We start from the raw sequence: 16,686 nt of genomic DNA on the forward strand, positions 1-16,686 counted from the left end.
CATCGTTCACCCTGTCTCCTTCGAACCTCCGCCCCACCATCGCGACTACTTGATCTGGCTTTCCTTGTAGTAGCCGCTGTCGACCAGTGCCTGCTTCCAGTTCGATGCGTCGACGCTGATCGGCTTGAGCAGGTAGGAGGGCACGACCTTGACGCCGTTGTTGTAGGTCTTGGTGTCGTTCACTTCCGGCGTCTTGCCCGCGAGCATCGCGTCCACCATGTTCACCGTCACCTTGGCCAGCTCGCGCGTGTCCTTGAACACGGTCGCCGTCTGCTCCTTGCGCAGGATCGACTTGACCGAGGGCACTTCGGCATCCTGCCCCGTCACCACCGGCATCGGCTGCTGGGCCGAGCCGTAGCCCACGCCCTTGAGCGAGGAGATGATGCCGATCGACAGGCCGTCGTAGGGCGACAGCACCGCATCGACCCGGTCCTTGGTGTAGTAGGCCGACAGCAGGTTGTCCATGCGCGCCTGCGCCACCGCGCCGTCCCAGCGCAGCGTGGAGACCTTGTCCATGCCCAGCTGCTTGCTGCGCACCACCAGCTTGCCGCTGTCGATGTAGGGCTTCAGCACCGACATCGCGCCGTTGTAGAAGAAGAAGGCGTTGTTGTCGTCCGGCGAGCCGCCGAAGAGCTCGATGTTGTACGGGCCCTTGCCTTCCTTCAGCTTGAGCGCCTGCTCGATGTAGCCCGCCTGCAGCACGCCGACCTGGAAGTTGTCGAAGGTCGCGTAGTAGTCGACGTTCTTCGAGCCCTTGATGAGCCGGTCGTAGGCAATCACCTTGACGCCCTTGTCGGCCGCCTTCTGCAACACGTCCGACAAGGTGCTGCCGTCGATCGCGGCGATCACCAGCACCTTGGAGCCCTTGGTCACCATGTTCTCGATCTGCGCGAGCTGGTTCGGGATGTCGTCGTCGGCGTACTGGAGATCGGTCTTGTAGCCCTTCTCCTTGAAGTACTTGACCATGTTGGCGCCGTCGGCGATCCAGCGCGCCGACGACTTGGTCGGCATCGAGATCGCGATCGGGCCCTTGTCCTGCGCCTGGGCCAGCGAAGTGATGCCGATCAGGCCCATGGCGGCGCCGGCGAGCAGGGTCTTGAGAAAAATGCGTTTCATTGGGATATCTCCTTCGTTGTGCGCTCAGTATTTGCGCTTGGGGAATTCGGTCTTGGCTACTTCCATCGGGAAGATCCCCTCCTCGGTCACGATGCGCTTCGGAATCGTCTTGCCGGCCTTGATGTCCTTCACGGCCGTCATCAGTTGCGGACCCAGGAGCGGGCTGCATTCGACCGACACGTTGAGCTTGCCGGCCATCATGGCCTCGAAGGCGCCCTTGACCGCGTCGATCGAGATGATCGTGATGTCCTTGGCCGGCTTCAGGCCCGCTTCCTCGATGGCCTGGATCGCGCCGATCGCCATGTCGTCGTTGTGCGCATAGAGCACGTTGATCTTCTTGCCCTCGGCCTTGAGGAAGGCTTCCATCACTTCCTTGCCCTTGGCGCGCGTGAAGTCGCCGGTCTGCGAGCGGATGATCTTGAACTTCGGGTCGGCCTTGATGATTTCCTCGAACCCCTTCTTGCGGTCGATCGCCGGCGCCGAGCCCACGGTGCCCTGCAGCTCGACGATGTTGACCTCGCCCTTCTGGTCCTTCATCTTCTCGACCAGCCAGCGCCCGGCCTTGCGGCCTTCCTCGACGAAGTCGGAGCCCATGAAGGTGACGTAGAGCGAGTCGTCCTTGGTGTTGACGGAGCGGTCGGTCAGCACCACCGGGATCTTGGCGGCCTTGGCTTCGCGCAGCACCGTCTCCCAGCCCGACTCGACCACCGGCGAGAACGCGATGACGTCGACCTTCTGCGCGATGTAGGAGCGGATCGCCTTGATCTGGTTCTCCTGCTTCTGCTGCCCGTCGGAGAACTTGAGCTCGATGCCGGACTCCTTGGCGGCCGACTTGATCGACTCGGTGTTGGCGGTGCGCCACTCGCTTTCGGCGCCGACCTGGGCGAAGCCGAGAACGATCTTCTTCTGCGCCAGCGCCGTGCCCGGCAGCAGCGAAGCCAGCGACGCGGCTGCGAGAGCAAGGGTGGTGAGCGTGCGACGGTTCAGTTTCATGGTCTGTCTCCTGTGGTTGTCGTGGTGAAAAAACTTAAGGCCCCGGGGTGCGTGCGTCAGGCCATCACGTACCCCGTCTTGATCGTGGTGTAGAACTCGGCCGCGTAGCGCCCCTGCTCCCGCGGCCCGTAGCTCGAGGCCTTGCGGCCGCCGAAGGGCACGTGGTAGTCGACGCCGGCGGTCGGCAGGTTGACCATGGTCATGCCCACCTTGGCATGGCGCTTGAAATGCATGGCGCGCTGCAGCGAGCCGGTGCAGATGCCGGCGCAAAGGCCGAAGGGCGTGTCGTTGGCCAGCACCAGCGCATGCTCGTAGTCGTCGGCGCGCAGCACGCAGGCGACCGGCCCGAAGATCTCCTCGCGCGCCACGCGCTGATGGGGCCGGGCCAAGAAGAGCGCCGGGCTCATGTAGTGGCCGGCGGTCGGCCGCTCGAGCAGCTCGCCGCCCCACACGTGCTCGGCGCCCTCCTCGATCGCGGCCGCGATCGAGGCCATGTTCTGCCCGAGCTGGCGGCGGTCGACCACCGGACCGATGTCGATGCCGCGCTCCAGCGCATGCCCGACCTGGAGCGCGGCCATGCGGCGGCGCAGGCGCGCGACGAAGGCATCGTGCACCGGCGCTTCGACGATCAGCCGGCTCGACGCGGTGCAACGCTGCCCGGTCGAGAAATAGGCGCCCTGCACCGCGCAGTCGACGGCAAGCTCGAGGTCGGCGTCGGCCAGCACCACGAGCGGATTCTTGCCGCCCATCTCGAGCTGCACCTTGGCATGGCGCGCCGATGCGGCCCGCAGGATGCGCTCGCCGGTCTCGACCGAGCCGGTGAAGCTGATCGCATCGACCAGGGGGCTGTCGACGATCGTCTGGCCGACCTCGCGGCCGCTGCCCATCACGAGGTTGAAGGTGCCGGCCGGCAGCGCCGCGCGGCTGATGATCTCGCTCAAGGCCCAGCCGCAGGCCGGCACCAGTTCGGCCGGCTTGAACACCACGCTGTTGCCGCAGGCGAGTGCAGGCGCGATCTTCCAGGCGGGAATCGCGAGCGGAAAGTTCCAGGGCGCGATCAGCCCGACCACCCCCACGGGCTCGCGCGTGACGTCGACCTGCACGCCAGGCCGCATCGAGGACATCGTTTCGCCCCCGGCGCGCAGCGCCTCGCCGGCGAAGAACTTGAAGATCTGGCCCGCGCGCGTCGCTTCGGCGATGGCCTCGGCCAGGGTCTTGCCTTCCTCGCGCGCCAGCAGCACGCCGAGCTCTTCGCGGCGCGCCAGCAGCTCGCTGCCGATCTGGTCGAGCACGTCGGCGCGGCGCTGCGGCGTGGTCCGGCTCCAGTGCGGGAAGGCATCGACCGCCGCCCGGATCGCCGATTCGGTCTGGCTGCGGTCGGCGCGGGCGTACTCGGCGACCACCTCGCGCGTGTCGGACGGGTTTTCGCTCAGGCCGCTGGTCACGCCGGTCTCCCAGCGGCCGTTGATGTACTGCCTGGCGTTCTGTTGGAGGTGGCTGCGCTTCAAGGTGCGGCGAGTTTAGGAATCACACCAATATCTTTCCAATCAATATTTGGATTGAATCGATATCAGAAGAAGCATTCAGGAAAACCCCATGACCAACTACACGCACTGGTTCATCCGTGCGCGCCTCAAGACCCGCCAGCTGCTGTTGCTCGTGGCCCTGGCCGAGGAAGGCAACATCCATCGCGCCGCCCAGGTGCTCAACATGACGCAGCCCGCGGCCTCGAAGCTGCTCAAGGATCTGGAGGACGTGCTGGAGGTCTCGCTGTTCGAGCGCCTGCCGCGCGGCATGCGGCCGACCTGGTACGGCGAGACCATGATCCGCCACGCGCGCGAAGCGCTGGCGAGCCTCAACCAGGCGCACGACGAGCTCGTCGCGCTCAAGGCCGGCAGCTTCGGCCAGGTCGGCATCGGCGCGGTCACCTCGCCCGGCCTGGTTCTGCTGCCGCCGGCGATGGCGGCCGTGAAGCGCGAGCAGCCGAACCTGCGCATCTCGCTAGATATCGAGACCAGCCCGGTGCTGTTCGAACGGCTCGAGCAGGGCAAGCTCGACATCCTGGTCGCGCGCCTTTTCGCGGAGCACGACAAGTCGAACCTGCGCTACGAGGCGCTGGTCGAGGAGCCGGTGTGCGCACTCGTGCGCCCCGGGCATCCGCTGCTCGGCATGACCGGCCTCGGCCTGCGCGACCTGGTGTCCGCCGGCTGGATCGTGCCGCCCGCGGGCAGCGTGCTGCGCCACCGCTTCGACCTGATGTTCCAGGAGGAAGGCCTCGCGCCGCCGCTCAACGTGATCGAGACCGCGGCACTGCTCTTCATCACGCGCATGCTGCAGCAGAGCGACATGGTGGCCGTGCTCGCGACCGACGTGGCCCGCTACTACGCCGCGCACGGCATCGGGGCCGTGCTGCCGGTCGACATGCCCTGCCACATGGACGCCTTCGGCCTCATCTCGCGCACCGACCGGCTGCCCTCTCCGGCGGCCAAGGTGATGATGAAGGCGTTGAAGGCGCAATGCCTGGCGGTGTACGGGCGGCGGCTGGAGGCGGATTAGTCCGGGGGGCGGAGGCGGGCGGTATGCCCTGTGCCGGCCGACGTCACCGGCCCTTCGGGCTTCGCTGCTGCTCCTCGCGCAGGACGGGGTCCGCGCAAACTCGCTTCGCTAACACGCGCGGCCCTGATCCGTCCTGCGCTGCGGTGCTCGCCGGTGACTCAACGGCCGGCCCAGGGCACACCGCCCGCCGCCGTGGGACAGGCTCGGCGCCCCCCAACCCTCCCCCGGAGGGGGAGGGAGCAAGACAGGATGCAATGCCGCTCTTCCGCGCGCAGGCGGTATTGCTCCCTCCCCCACTGGGGGAGGGCGGGGGTGGGGGCACCGGGCCTTCGACGCGCACGCAACCATCGAACACCCACGAGCCCGGCCCGCACCGCATGCCGAGCGCCATCCAGGGGGCAAGCGCGGCAACTTAAACGACCCCTACACCCAGCCCGCGTCCACCTTGAACTCCTGCGCCGTGCACATCGCCGCATCGTCCGAGGCAAGGAACAGCACCATGCGCGCGATGTCCTGCGGCTGCAGCTTGTCGGGCAGGCACTGGTTGCGCTTGATCTCGCGCTCGCCCTCGGCGTCGAGCCAGAGCTTGATCTGGCGCTCGGTCATCACCCAACCCGGCGACACCGTGTTGATGCGGATGCGGTCCTCGCCCAGCGGCCTGGCGAGCCCGCGCGTGAGGCCGTTGACCGACGACTTCGCGATCGCATAGCAGGGGTAGGCGCCGCCCTTGCCCTGCCAGCCGGTCGAGCCGAGATTGACGATCGAGCCGAAGCCCAGGCGCCGCATGCCCGGCACCACCGACTGGATGGCGAAGAAGGCGGGCCGCTCGTTGATCGCCATGCGCTCCTCGTAGTAGGCCGGCGTCACAGATTCCAGCGTATGGCGATCGTCGCTCGCGACGTTGTTGACCAGCACCGCGAAATCGCCCAGCGCCGCCGCGGCCTCGGCGATGCACGACTGCAGCGCCGCCACGTCGCGCACGTCGCACACGCGCCACCACGGGGCGGCATGGCCCGCCTCCGCCAGTTGCCGCGCGAGCGCCTGGCTCGCGCCCTCGGCGATGTCGACGAAAGCCACGCGCGCGCCTTGTTCGACGAAGGCGCTCACCATTGCGGCGCCAATGCCGCTGCCGCCGCCGGTGACGAAAACCGGCCTTCCCTTCAGGCTCGGATAGGTGGAAAGTGCGGGGGCGGGATTCATCAGGTGTCTCCAAGATATGAGATTGCAATTTACGTATCAATCAATACGAAAATAATTGATTTCTAATATCAATATGCCTTGATACGATCCGCCGCGTCAAGGGACACCGCAGGAGACAAGCTTGACCAAGACATCCCCGCCCACGGTCCTCGAAGCCCCCCGCTGCGTCTGGCCGGCCGGCGCCACACTCGGCGAAGGCACGCTGTGGTCGGTGCGCGAACAGGCGCTCTACTGGGTCGACATCCTCGAGCGCCGGCTGCATCGCTTCGACCCCGCCGGCGGCGAGCGCAAGAGTTGGGATTTCGACGAGGAGATCTCGGCGCTGGCCGAGCGGGCCAACACGCCGGGCCTGATCGTCACGCTGCGCCGCGGCTTCGCGCTCTTCGATCCGGCGGCGAGCGAGGTGCCGCCCAAATACCTGCACCAGCCCGAGCCGGAACTGCCCGCCAACCGTTTCAACGATGGCAAATGCGATGCAGAAGGCCGCTTCTGGGGCGGCACCATGGACTTCGCCTGCGAGGCGCCGACCGGTGCGCTCTACCGCTTCGACCCCGACGGCCGCTGCAGCCGCCACGACCAGGGCTTCGCCGTGACCAACGGCCCGACCTGGTCGCAGGGCGGAGGGACGATGTACTTCAACGACACCGTCACCGGCCGCATCTACGCCTACGACTTCGACATGGCCGCCGGAACGCTCGCCAACAAGCGCCAGTGGCTGCGTTTCGCGCGCGGCGACGGCCTGCCCGACGGCATGACCACCGACGCCGCCGGCCGGCTCTGGATCGCGCACTGGGGCGGCGCCTGCGTGAGCTGCCACGACCCGCTCAGCGCCGAAGAACTCTGCCGCGTGAAGCTGCCCACCAGCCACATCACCAACTGCGCTTTCGGCGATGCGGACCTGTGCACGCTCTACATCACGAGCGCGACCAGCGGCCTGACACCCGCGCAGCGCGAAGCCGAGCCCGAGGCCGGCGCGCTGTTCGCGGTGCGCATCGACAGTCCCGGCCTGCCGGCGCCGCTGTTCGGCGGCTGATCAAAAGTCAGAAGTCGGGCAGCACGATGTCGCGCTGGCGCCGCGCCGCCCCCGGCGACACGCCGATGAAGCGCTTGAAGGAACGGCTGAAGGCCGCCTCGGACTGGTAGCCGAGCTGGCTCGCGAGTTCGACCGGCCGCGCGTTCTTCTCCTGCAGCAGGGTCAGCGCGACATGCATGCGCCAGCGCGCTACGTAATGCATCGCCGGCTCGCCGACCAGCGCCGTGAAGCGTGCCGCGAAGGCCGAGCGCGACATCGCGACCTCGGCCGCCAGCGAGGCCACCGTCCACGGCCGCGCGGGATCGCGGTGAATGAGCGAGATGGCGCGGCCGATCTGCCGGTCCTGCAGCGCGCCCAGCCATCCCGTGCGGGCCGCGGGATCGCGCGCCATCCACGAGCGGATCGCCTGGATCACGAGGATGTCGGCCAGCCGCGTGATGATGGTTTCGCCGCCCGGCTGCATGGCACGCGCTTCGGCGGCCATGAAACGCAGCGTGCTGCCGAGCCAGTCGGCCTCGGGCGACGCCGAAGCATCGATGCGGATCACGCTGGGCAGCAGCTTGGCCAGCCGGTGCGCGGCCGGGTGATCGAAGCGCACCGCGCCGCAGACCAGGCTGGTGGCCGCGCCGCCGCCGCCGTGCCGCAGCACCTCGTAGCGGTCGCTCTGCTGCTCGCGCGGAAGATCGAAAAGCCCGGGCGCCTCGGCGCCCGGTTCGCTCACCAGCCGATGACCCGCACCATGCGGCACCAGCGCGAAATCGCCTGGCTGCAGCAATTGCGGCTCGCTGCCCTCGACCTCGAGCCAGCAGGGGCCGGAGGTCACGGCATGGAACATCAGGCTGTCCGCCATCGGCGGCAGCGTCAAGCCCCAGGGCGCGGTGAACTCGGAGCGGCAATAGAAGATGCCGCTCATCCGCAGGAAGTGCAGCGCCTCGCCGAGCGGATCCACGGGCACCAGGACGTCTTTGAGCTTCATGCGGGCAGTATGCGAAGCCTGGATGCGATCGTCCAGCTCGCATGGACGAATGAGCACGAACAAGCGATCTTCGAGCATTGATAAGCCTGTTCTCGCCGACGATAGTAGACGCCATGTCAACCCCAACCCAAGGAGCAACGGACATGAGCAACACCATCCCCACCATCACCGTCATGGGCGCCACCGGCCACACCGGCGGCAAGATTGCCAGGCGTCTGCTGGCCGCCGGCGCCAAGGTGCGCGCCCTCGGGCGCAACCCGGCCAAGCTGGCCGCGCTCGAACGCGCCGGCGCCGAAGTGCTGGCGGGCGACACCTGCGACCCGGCTTTTCTCGCGCAGGCCTTTCGCGGTGCCGATGCCGTCTACACGCTGCTGGCCACCGATCGCCGCGCGCCCGACTACCGGGCCCGGCAGGACCAGGAAGGCGAGGCCATCGCCGAAGCCCTGCGCGCGAGCGGCGTGCGCCATGTCGTCGCGCTCAGCAGCCTGGGCGCGGACCAGGGCGAAGGCACGGGCGTGATCGCCGGCCTGCATGCGCAGGAAGAGCGGCTGAAGCGGATCGCCGGCGTCCACCTGCTGCTGCTGCGCCCGGTCTCCTTCTTCGAGAATTTTTACGACGCGCTGGGGCAGATCAAGGAAGCGGGCCTGATGGCGGACACCGTCGAGGCGGGCATCGCCGTGCCCATGATCGCAGCCGATGACATCGCCGCGGTCGCGGCCCAGGCGCTGCTGGCGCGCGACTGGAGCGGCGTCGCCGTGCGCGAGCTGCTCGGCCAGCGCGATCTGAGCCACACCGAGGTGGCACGCATCCTCGGCGAGCGCATTGGCAAGCGGGAGCTCGCCTATGTGCAGCTCTCCGAGGCCGACATGACCGGCGCCATGGTCGATGCCGGTCTGTCGCCGAGCTTTGCCGGGCTGTACATCGAGATGACGCGCGCCTTCAACGAAGGCCGGGTCGGCCCGAGCGCGGGGCGAAACGCCGCCAACACCACGGCCACACGCTTCGAGGACTTCGCCGAGGAGTTCGCCGGCGCCTACGCGGCAATGTAAGCCGGGCGCTTCTTCGTTGCGCTAGCGTCGCCAGGAAGACCACCAGATGTCTGCGCTGCGAATGGTGATTTCGCTGCAGCGGCTGCCTCCCGCCAGTTGCATCGCAAGGGCGCGCAGCCGCGGCATGTGGCGTTCGAGGGTGGCCGACAGGCTCTCTTCGTCGGGCGTTGCGCCGAGCGCGACCAAGGCTTCGTTGTTGACGCGAACCGTCACCTTTCCCTGCGAGTTCTCGATCACGAAGTGATGGCCGGGAAGCTTGAGATCGGAAGAGCTGACGGGCATCGCGCGTCTCCTGCAGAGTTTTCCCGAACTTCGCGAAGACCGCCACCAGCCGGCGTAGGAGCAGCACCCGCTCCTGTTCCCGAAAAGACTTACAGGGACCGACGAACGAGTTGCTGTCCGACACCCTGAAGCGCATGCGCCGCGCTTGCGCACGGCCCGGCCAGCACTTCAATGGCGGGCTGTGCATACCCAAAAGCAAAACCAATTCATCGGTCCACAAGACGGCTACCTGTTCGCGGAAGGCACCCACTCGCGGCTCTACGAGCGCCTCGGCTGCCACCTCCGGGCGACGGGAGGCGCGGACTTTGCGGTCTGGGCGCCGAACGCCGAATCCGTGAGCGTGATTGGGGACTGGAACGGCTGGTCGGCCGAAGTCGACCTGCTCGAGTCGCGCGGCGAACTCGGCATCTGGCAGGGCCACGCCCCCGATGCCGCGCCAGGTCAGGCCTACAAGTACCGCATCCGGTCACGCCATGGCGGCTGGCAGGTCGACAAGGCCGACCCCTTCGCCTTCTGCGCCGAGCTGCCGCCGGCCACGGCCTCCCGCATCTGGACACTCGACTACGCGTGGAGCGACCGCGAATGGATGTCCGCGCGTGCACCGAAGAATGCGCTGGATGCGCCGATGTCCGTCTACGAGTTGCACCTCGGCTCCTGGCGGCGCAAGGAGGGCCGCTTCTTCGGCTACCGCGAACTCGCGCACGAGCTGGCCGACTATGTGACCGAGATGGGCTTCACCCATGTCGAGCTCATGCCGGTGACCGAGCATCCGTTCTACGGCTCCTGGGGCTACCAGACCACCGGCTACTTCGCGCCCACCGCGCGCTTCGGCACGCCGCAGGATTTCATGTATTTCGTCGACCACCTGCACCAGCGCGGCATCGGTGTGCTGCTGGACTGGGTGCCCTCGCACTTCCCGACCGACGAGCACGGCCTCGGCTACTTCGACGGCACCCATCTCTACGAGCATGCCGATCCGCGACAGGGCTTCCATCCTGAATGGAACTCGAGCATCTTCAACTACGGCCGCAACGAGGTTCGCAGCTTCCTCATTTCGTCGGCCCTGTTCTGGCTCGACAAATACCACCTGGACGGCCTGCGCGTCGACGCGGTCGCTTCGATGCTCTACCTCGACTACGCGCGTCAGCACGGCGGCTGGATTCCCAACCGCTACGGCGGCCGCGAGAACCTGGAAGCCGTCGAGTTCCTGCAGACCCTGAACCGGGCCGTGTACCGCGAGCATCCCGACACGCTCACCATCGCCGAGGAATCGACCGCCTGGCCGCGCGTCTCGCGCCCGACCGACATGGACGGCCTGGGCTTCGGCATGAAATGGAACATGGGCTGGATGCACGACAGCCTGGCCTACATGAAGGAAGACGCGGTCCATCGCAAGTACCACCACCACAAGCTCACCTTCTCGCTGGTGTATGCCTTCAACGAGAACTTCGTGCTGCCGCTGTCGCACGACGAGGTGGTGCATGGCAAGGGCTCGCTGCTCAACAAGATGCCGGGCGATGCATGGCAGCAGTTCGCCAACCTGCGCGCGCTGCTCGGCTTCATGTGGGGGCATCCGGGCAAGAAGCTGCTGTTCATGGGCGGCGAGTTCGGCCAGCGGCGCGAATGGAACCATGACGACGAACTCGAATGGTGGGTCGCCGCGCTCGAGGGCCATGCAGGCCTGCAGCGTTTCGTGAAGGAACTCAACCGCGTCTACCGCGCCACGCCCGCGCTGCACCAGCTCGACTTCTCCGCCACCGGCTTCGAATGGGTCGCGGCCGACGACGCGGACCGCAGCGTGTTCGCCTTCCTGCGCAAGCCGCGCGACGGCGGCGCGCCGCTCCTGGTCGTCAGCAACATGACGCCGGTGCCGCGCACCAACTACCTGCTCGGCGTGCCGGCACCCGGCTTCTGGCGCGAGCTCGTCAACAGCGACGCCGGCGAGTTCGGCGGCGCGGGCTGGGGCAACCTCGGCGGCATCGAGTCGGCGCCGGTGCGCGCCCATGGCCGCATGCACTCCGTGTGCCTCACCTTGCCGCCGCTTTCGACCCTGTTCCTCGAGCACACTCCCCATGGCTGAGAAAAATACCCCGGTCCGCCCCCCCACCCATCCGGACGGCGCGGACGGCCGCGTACGCGCCGTCATCGACGCCGTCCTGCCCATCGTGGACGGCGGGCGCTTTCCCGTGAAGCGCGTGGCCGGAGAAACGCTGCGCGTGCAGGCCCACTGCTTCGCCGACGGGCACGACATGCTGCGCGTCATGTTGTGCTGGCGCAGCGAGGACGATGCCCACGGGGCCGAGCTGCCGATGAAGCCGCTGGGCAACGACGTCTGGGAGGCCGAATTCACGCCGCCCGCGATCGGCCGCTACCGCTACACCGTCGCGGCCTGGGTCGAAGCCTTCGAGTCCTGGCGCCACGACATGGCGCGCCGCGTCGAGCTCGACGACATCCGCATCGCATCGCAGATCGGCGCGCTCGAGATCGCGGCGACCGCCGAACGCGCCAATGGCGTGGAGCGCAAGACGCTGGCCCGCTGGGGCATGGAACTGCACAGCGCCGCCGTCGCCGACGCGGCCGATGCGACGGTGCTCAAGGCGCTGGCGCTGGACGAAGCCCTGGCCGCGCTCGCAGCCCGCTACCCGGACCGCCGCCTCGCGGCGCAGTATCCGTTGGAGCTGCCGCTGGTGGCCGATCGCGATCGCGCCCGCTTCAGTAGCTGGTACGAGCTGTTCCCGCGCTCGACGGCGACCGAGGCCGGACGCCACGGCAGCTTCAAGGACGTGGCAGCGCGCCTGCCCGCGATCGCGGCCATGGGCTTCGACGTGCTGTACTTCCCGCCGATCCATCCGATCGGCCGCGTGCAGCGCAAGGGCAAGAACAATGCGCTGGTCGCCAAGGCGGACGACGTCGGCAGCCCGTGGGCCATCGGCGCGGCCGAAGGCGGCCACAAGTCCATCCTGCCCGAACTCGGCACGGCCGAGGACTTCCGGCATCTGATCGCGCAGGCGGCCGGCCACGGGCTCGAGATCGCACTCGACATCGCCTTCCAGTGCGCGCCGGACCATCCGTACGTGAAGGCGCATCCCAGCTGGTTCCGCTGGCGGCCGGACGGCAGCGTGCAGTACGCCGAGAACCCGCCGAAGAAATACCAGGACATCTATCCCTTCAACTTCGAGAGCGAGGACTGGCCCGCGCTGTGGGCCGAGCTCAAGAGCGTCTTCGACCACTGGATCGCCGAGGGCGTGAAGATCTTCCGGGTCGACAACCCGCACACCAAGGCGTTCCCGTTCTGGGAGTGGGCGATCGGCGAGATCAAGCGCCAGCATCCCGAGGTCATCTTCCTGGCCGAAGCCTTCACGCGGCCCAAGGTGATGCACCGGCTGGCCAAGCTGGGCTTCACGCAGTCCTACACCTACTTCACCTGGCGCAACGACAAGCAGGAACTGACCGAGTACTTCACCGAACTCTCGGCGGGACCGGGCAGCGAATATTTCCGCCCCAACGTCTGGCCCAACACGCCCGACATCCTGCACGAGCGCTTGCAGGGCGGCGAGCCCGCGGTCTTCATGGCGCGCCTGGTTCTCGCCGCGACGCTGGCCGCCAACTACGGCATCTACGGCCCCGCCTTCGAACTGCGCGAGCACCTGCCGCGCGAGCCGGGCAGCGAGGAGTACCTGCATTCCGAGAAGTACCAGCTGCGCGCCTGGAACCACGACGATCCGGGAAGCCTCGCGCCCTTCATCGCCCGCGTCAACGGCATCCGGCGCGACAACCCCGCGCTCCATGCCGACCGCGGCCTGCGCTTCCTCGCGATCGACAACGACCAGCTGCTGGCCTACGCCAAGCGCTCGGACGACGGCGTCAACGTGGTGGTGACGGTGGTGAACCTCGACCCGCACAACGTGCAGTCCGGCTGGCTCGCGCTCGATCCCGCATCCATCGATTGCGAGGCCGGGCATCCGTTCCAGATGCACGACCTGCTGAGCAACCAGCGCTTCGTGTGGCAGGGAGATCGCCACTTCGTCCGGCTCGATCCGCACAGCGTGCCGGCCCACATCTTCCGGGTGCGGCGCCGGGTTCGCGACGAGCGCGAGTTCGACTATTTCCAGTGAGGTCTTGCGCCCATGAACGCTCCGGTACCGCACATTGCTCTCGAAACCGTCGAGATCGACAGCAGCGACGATCCGCTGTGGTACCGCGATGCGGTCATCTACCAGCTCAACGTCAAGGCCTTCTTCGATTCCAACGATGACGGCGTCGGCGACTTCAAGGGCGTCACGGCCAAGCTCGACTACGTGAAGGACCTCGGCGTCAACACCATCTGGCTGATGCCCTTCTACCCCTCGCCCTTGCGCGACGACGGCTACGACATCGCCGAGTACGAGAACGTGCACCCCCAGTACGGCACGCTGGACGATTTCCGCGAGATGCTGGATGCGGCGCACCGCCGCGGCCTGCGCGTGATCACCGAGCTCGTCATCAACCACACCTCGAGCGACCACCCGTGGTTCCAGGCCGCACGCCGCGCGCCGCCCGGCTCGCCGGAGCGCGACTTCTACGTCTGGAGCGACAGCGACCAGCTCTACCAGGGCACGCGCATCATCTTCACCGACACCGAGACCTCCAACTGGAGCTGGGACCCGATTGCCAAGGCCTACTACTGGCACCGCTTCTTCAGCCACCAGCCGGACCTGAACTTCGACAATCCCCAGGTGCTGGAGGCCGTGTTCAAGACCATGCGCTTCTGGCTCGACATGGGCGTCGACGGCTTCCGGCTGGACGCGATTCCCTACCTGGTCGAGCGCGACGGCACCAGCAACGAGAACCTGCCGGAGACGCACGCGGTGATCAAGAAGCTGCGCGCCGCCATCGACGCGCGCTACAAGAACCGCTTCCTGCTGGCCGAGGCCAACATGTGGCCCGAGGACGTGCGCGAGTACTTCGGCGAGGGCAACGAGTGCCACATGGCCTACCACTTCCCCTTGATGCCGCGCATGTACATGGCGATCGCGCAGGAGGACCGCCATCCGATCGTCGAAATCATCCAGCAGACGCCCGAGATTCCCGAAGGCTGCCAATGGGCCATCTTCCTGCGCAACCATGACGAGCTGACCCTGGAGATGGTGACCAGCAAGGAGCGCGACTACATGTACCTCATGTATGCCGCCGACCTGCGCGCGCGCATCAACGTCGGCATCCGGCGCCGGCTCGCGCCGCTGATGGAGAACGACCTCGACCGCGTCAAGCTCATGAACGGCATGCTGCTGTCGATGCCGGGCTCGCCGATCATCTACTACGGCGACGAGATCGGCATGGGCGATAACGTGTTCGTCGGCGACCGCAACGGCGTGCGCACGCCGATGCAGTGGAGCCCCGATCGCAACGCCGGCTTCTCGCGCGCCGACCCGCAGCGCCTCTATCTGCAGCCGATCATGGACCCGATGTACGGCTTCGAGGCGCTCAACGTGGAGGCGCAGGCGCGCGACGCCAGCTCGCTGCTCAACTGGACGCGGCGCATGCTGGCCGTGCGCAAGACCAGCCATGCCTTCGGGCGCGGCAAGCGCATCTTCCTGAAGCCCGGCAACCGCAAGATCCTGGCCTACCTGAGCGAGTACGACGAGGACACCATCCTCACGGTCTTCAACCTCTCGCGCGCGGCGCAGCCGGTGGAGCTCAACCTGTCGGCCTACAAGGGCAAGGTGCCGGTCGAGATGCTGGGCCGCACCTCCTTCCCGCCCATCGGCGAGCTGCCCTACCTGCTGACCTTGCCCTCGTACGGCTTCTACTGGTTCCGCCTCGCGGCCGATGCCGAGATGCCGAGCTGGCACCAGGAAGGCGTCGGGCTGCAGGACCGGCCGACACTGGTGCTGTTCGACGGCTGGACCAGCTTCTTCCGCGACCGCGTGATGCCGTGGCGCATCGGCATGGCCGAACGGATGCTGACGCAGTTCGAGACCGACACGCTGCCGCGCTTTCTGGAGATCCAGCGCTGGTACGCCTCCAAGGGCACGCCGATCGAGCGCGCGCGGCTGGTCGACCATGCGGTGTGGGACGCCGGAGAATTCAGCTGGATGCTGCCGCTGCTGCAGCTCGACGGCCCGCCCGAAGCGTCGACCTACTTCGTTCCGCTCGCGCTGGCATGGGAAGAGCAGGACGAGGAGCGCTTCAACCGCCTCACGCCGGCCGCGCTGGCCAAGGTGCGGCAGCAGTCCAACGTGGGCGTGATGGCCGACGCCTTCTATGACGAGGCCTTCTGCCGTGCGGTGGTCGAGGCCATCCGCGCCGGCAAGGAGATCGCCACCAACGCCGGCCGGTTGCGCTTCACGGCCACCGACGCGTTCAGCGACCTTCCCGTAGCCCTCGCTGCGCTGCCCGTGGCCCGCCCCAGCGCGGTGAGCAGCAACACCGTCGTCACCTTCGACGAGACCCTGTTCCTCAAGGGCTATCGCAACCTGCGCGACGGCGTGAATCCCGAGCTCGAGATGGGTTGGTTCCTGACCAGCGTCGCACGCTTTCCGCATTGCGTTCCGGTCCTGGGCGCACTCGAATACCTCGGCGACGACGGCCGCGTGGTGACGCTGGCGATGGTCCAGGCCTACGTGACCAACCAGGGCGACGGCTGGGTCTACACGCTCGGCTATCTGGAGCGCTTCCTCGAAGAGCTGCGTACGGCGGGCGCCGATGCCTTCGCCGCGGCCGCACCGGCCCAGGCCCACGGCGGCTTCCTCGCGCTGATGGTGGTGCTCGGCCGGCGCACCGCCGAGCTCCATCTGGCGCTGGCCGCGCGCACGGGCGACGCGGCCTTCGATCCCGAGCCGTTCGAGCCGGGCGACGTCGAGGCGATGCGCGAGCGCGCACTCGATGACGCCACCGCCACGCTGGCCTTGCTGCGCGATCGCCTGCTGCTGCTTCCCCCGGCCGCGCAAGAGGACGCGCAAGCCCTTCTGTCGCGCCACGAGGCGCTGCAAAGGCGCATCAGCGCGGCAGCCGGGAACGTCGAAGGCGGAATCAAGACCCGCTACCACGGCGACTACCACCTGGGCCAGGTGCTGGTGGCCGACAACGATTTCGTCATCATCGATTTCGAAGGCGAACCCACGCGCAGCTTCGAGGAGCGCCGCGCCAAGGGCTCGCCGCTGCGCGACGTCGCGGGCATGCTGCGCTCGTTCAACTACGCGCGCTGGTCGGCCTTGCGGCGCGTGGCGCAGAACGCCGACGAGCTCCAGCGGCTCGACGCACCGGCGCGCGACTGGGAGCTTGCCGCGCGGGATGCCTTCCTCTCGGCCTATCGGGCGACGATGGCTTCGGCTGGAACGGCGGCGCCGATCGACGCGAATCTTCTCGAATTGTTCGAACTTGAAAAGGCGCTGTACGAGCTGCGCTACGAACTCAACAATCGCACCGACTGGGTCCAGGTCCCGCTGCAGGGCCTGCTGGCATTGAACGGTGCCGGCTCATCGCGCTGATCGAGCGACTGG

12 protein-coding genes are annotated in these 16,686 nt (G+C 67.5%); 6 read left to right on the forward strand and 6 right to left on the reverse strand.

Going from position 1 to position 16,686, the window contains the following annotated elements; genetic code table 11:
* Nucleotides 1-45: 45 nt before the first annotated feature.
* From chvE to ACSQ9I_RS24540, 3 genes are read right to left on the reverse strand one after another with little or no spacing between them, the layout of a single operon-like run.
* Nucleotides 46-1,116: a multiple monosaccharide ABC transporter substrate-binding protein gene (gene chvE, locus ACSQ9I_RS24530; RefSeq protein WP_093109687.1), complete on the reverse strand. Its 1,071-nt coding sequence runs from the start codon at nt 1,114-1,116 to the stop codon at nt 46-48.
* Nucleotides 1,117-1,140: 24 nt separating this feature from the next.
* Nucleotides 1,141-2,109, reverse strand: a complete 969-nt coding sequence (locus tag ACSQ9I_RS24535) for an ABC transporter substrate-binding protein (protein WP_436293494.1) — start codon at nt 2,107-2,109, stop codon at nt 1,141-1,143.
* A 56-nt stretch (nt 2,110-2,165) separates the two neighbouring features.
* Nucleotides 2,166-3,617 (reverse strand): aldehyde dehydrogenase family protein, encoded by a 1,452-nt coding sequence (locus ACSQ9I_RS24540; protein WP_436314774.1) that lies wholly within the window; start codon nt 3,615-3,617, stop codon nt 2,166-2,168.
* Between the two features lie 88 nt (nt 3,618-3,705).
* On the opposite strand from ACSQ9I_RS24540, the gene ACSQ9I_RS24545 reads away from it, so the two are divergent.
* Nucleotides 3,706-4,665: a LysR family transcriptional regulator gene (locus tag ACSQ9I_RS24545; RefSeq protein ID WP_436314775.1), complete on the forward strand. Its 960-nt coding sequence runs from the start codon at nt 3,706-3,708 to the stop codon at nt 4,663-4,665.
* Between the two features lie 423 nt (nt 4,666-5,088).
* Here the strand turns inward: ACSQ9I_RS24545 and ACSQ9I_RS24550 are convergent, their stop codons facing one another.
* Nucleotides 5,089-5,865 carry an SDR family NAD(P)-dependent oxidoreductase gene (locus ACSQ9I_RS24550; RefSeq protein WP_093109691.1) on the reverse strand — a complete coding sequence of 259 codons (777 nt, stop codon included), beginning with the start codon at nt 5,863-5,865 and terminating at the stop codon, nt 5,089-5,091.
* 121 nt (nt 5,866-5,986) lie between these two features.
* Here ACSQ9I_RS24550 and ACSQ9I_RS24555 point away from each other — a divergent pair, with 121 nt between their 5' ends.
* Entirely contained in the window at nt 5,987-6,898 is a 912-nt protein-coding gene (locus ACSQ9I_RS24555; protein WP_436314776.1) for an SMP-30/gluconolactonase/LRE family protein, read from the forward strand.
* Nucleotides 6,899-6,905: 7 nt separating this feature from the next.
* On the opposite strand, the gene ACSQ9I_RS24560 is transcribed toward ACSQ9I_RS24555, so the two are convergent.
* Nucleotides 6,906-7,874 carry an AraC family transcriptional regulator gene (locus ACSQ9I_RS24560; RefSeq protein WP_436314777.1) on the reverse strand — a complete coding sequence of 323 codons (969 nt, stop codon included), beginning with the start codon at nt 7,872-7,874 and terminating at the stop codon, nt 6,906-6,908.
* Nucleotides 7,875-8,017: 143 nt separating this feature from the next.
* On the opposite strand from ACSQ9I_RS24560, the gene ACSQ9I_RS24565 reads away from it, so the two are divergent.
* On the forward strand, nt 8,018-8,923 hold the full coding sequence (locus ACSQ9I_RS24565) for an NmrA family NAD(P)-binding protein (RefSeq protein ID WP_436314778.1): 906 nt from the start codon (nt 8,018-8,020) through the stop codon (nt 8,921-8,923).
* 21 nt (nt 8,924-8,944) lie between these two features.
* Here the strand turns inward: ACSQ9I_RS24565 and ACSQ9I_RS24570 are convergent, their stop codons facing one another.
* The gene (locus tag ACSQ9I_RS24570; RefSeq protein ID WP_436314779.1) at nt 8,945-9,205 is read right to left on the reverse strand and encodes a hypothetical protein; all 261 of its coding nucleotides are present in this window, start codon (nt 9,203-9,205) and stop codon (nt 8,945-8,947) included.
* Between the two features lie 181 nt (nt 9,206-9,386).
* Here ACSQ9I_RS24570 and glgB point away from each other — a divergent pair, with 181 nt between their 5' ends.
* Genes glgB through treS form a run of 3 tightly spaced genes read left to right on the forward strand, consistent with a single transcriptional unit; the run spans nt 9,387 to nt 16,674 of the window.
* A complete protein-coding gene (glgB, locus tag ACSQ9I_RS24575; RefSeq protein ID WP_436314780.1) occupies nt 9,387-11,285 on the forward strand; it encodes a 1,4-alpha-glucan branching protein GlgB in 1,899 nt (632 codons plus the stop codon).
* A complete protein-coding gene (locus ACSQ9I_RS24580) occupies nt 11,278-13,320 on the forward strand; it encodes an alpha-1,4-glucan--maltose-1-phosphate maltosyltransferase (RefSeq protein WP_436314781.1) in 2,043 nt (680 codons plus the stop codon). Before glgB ends, ACSQ9I_RS24580 begins: the two co-directional genes overlap by 8 nt.
* A 12-nt stretch (nt 13,321-13,332) precedes the next feature.
* Entirely contained in the window at nt 13,333-16,674 is a 3,342-nt protein-coding gene (gene treS / locus ACSQ9I_RS24585; RefSeq protein WP_436314782.1) for a maltose alpha-D-glucosyltransferase, read from the forward strand.
* Nucleotides 16,675-16,686 lie beyond the last annotated feature (12 nt).

Origin of the sequence: Variovorax sp. LjRoot84 (assembly GCF_964254305.1) — a bacterium.
Taxonomy (GTDB): domain Bacteria; phylum Pseudomonadota; class Gammaproteobacteria; order Burkholderiales; family Burkholderiaceae_C; genus Variovorax.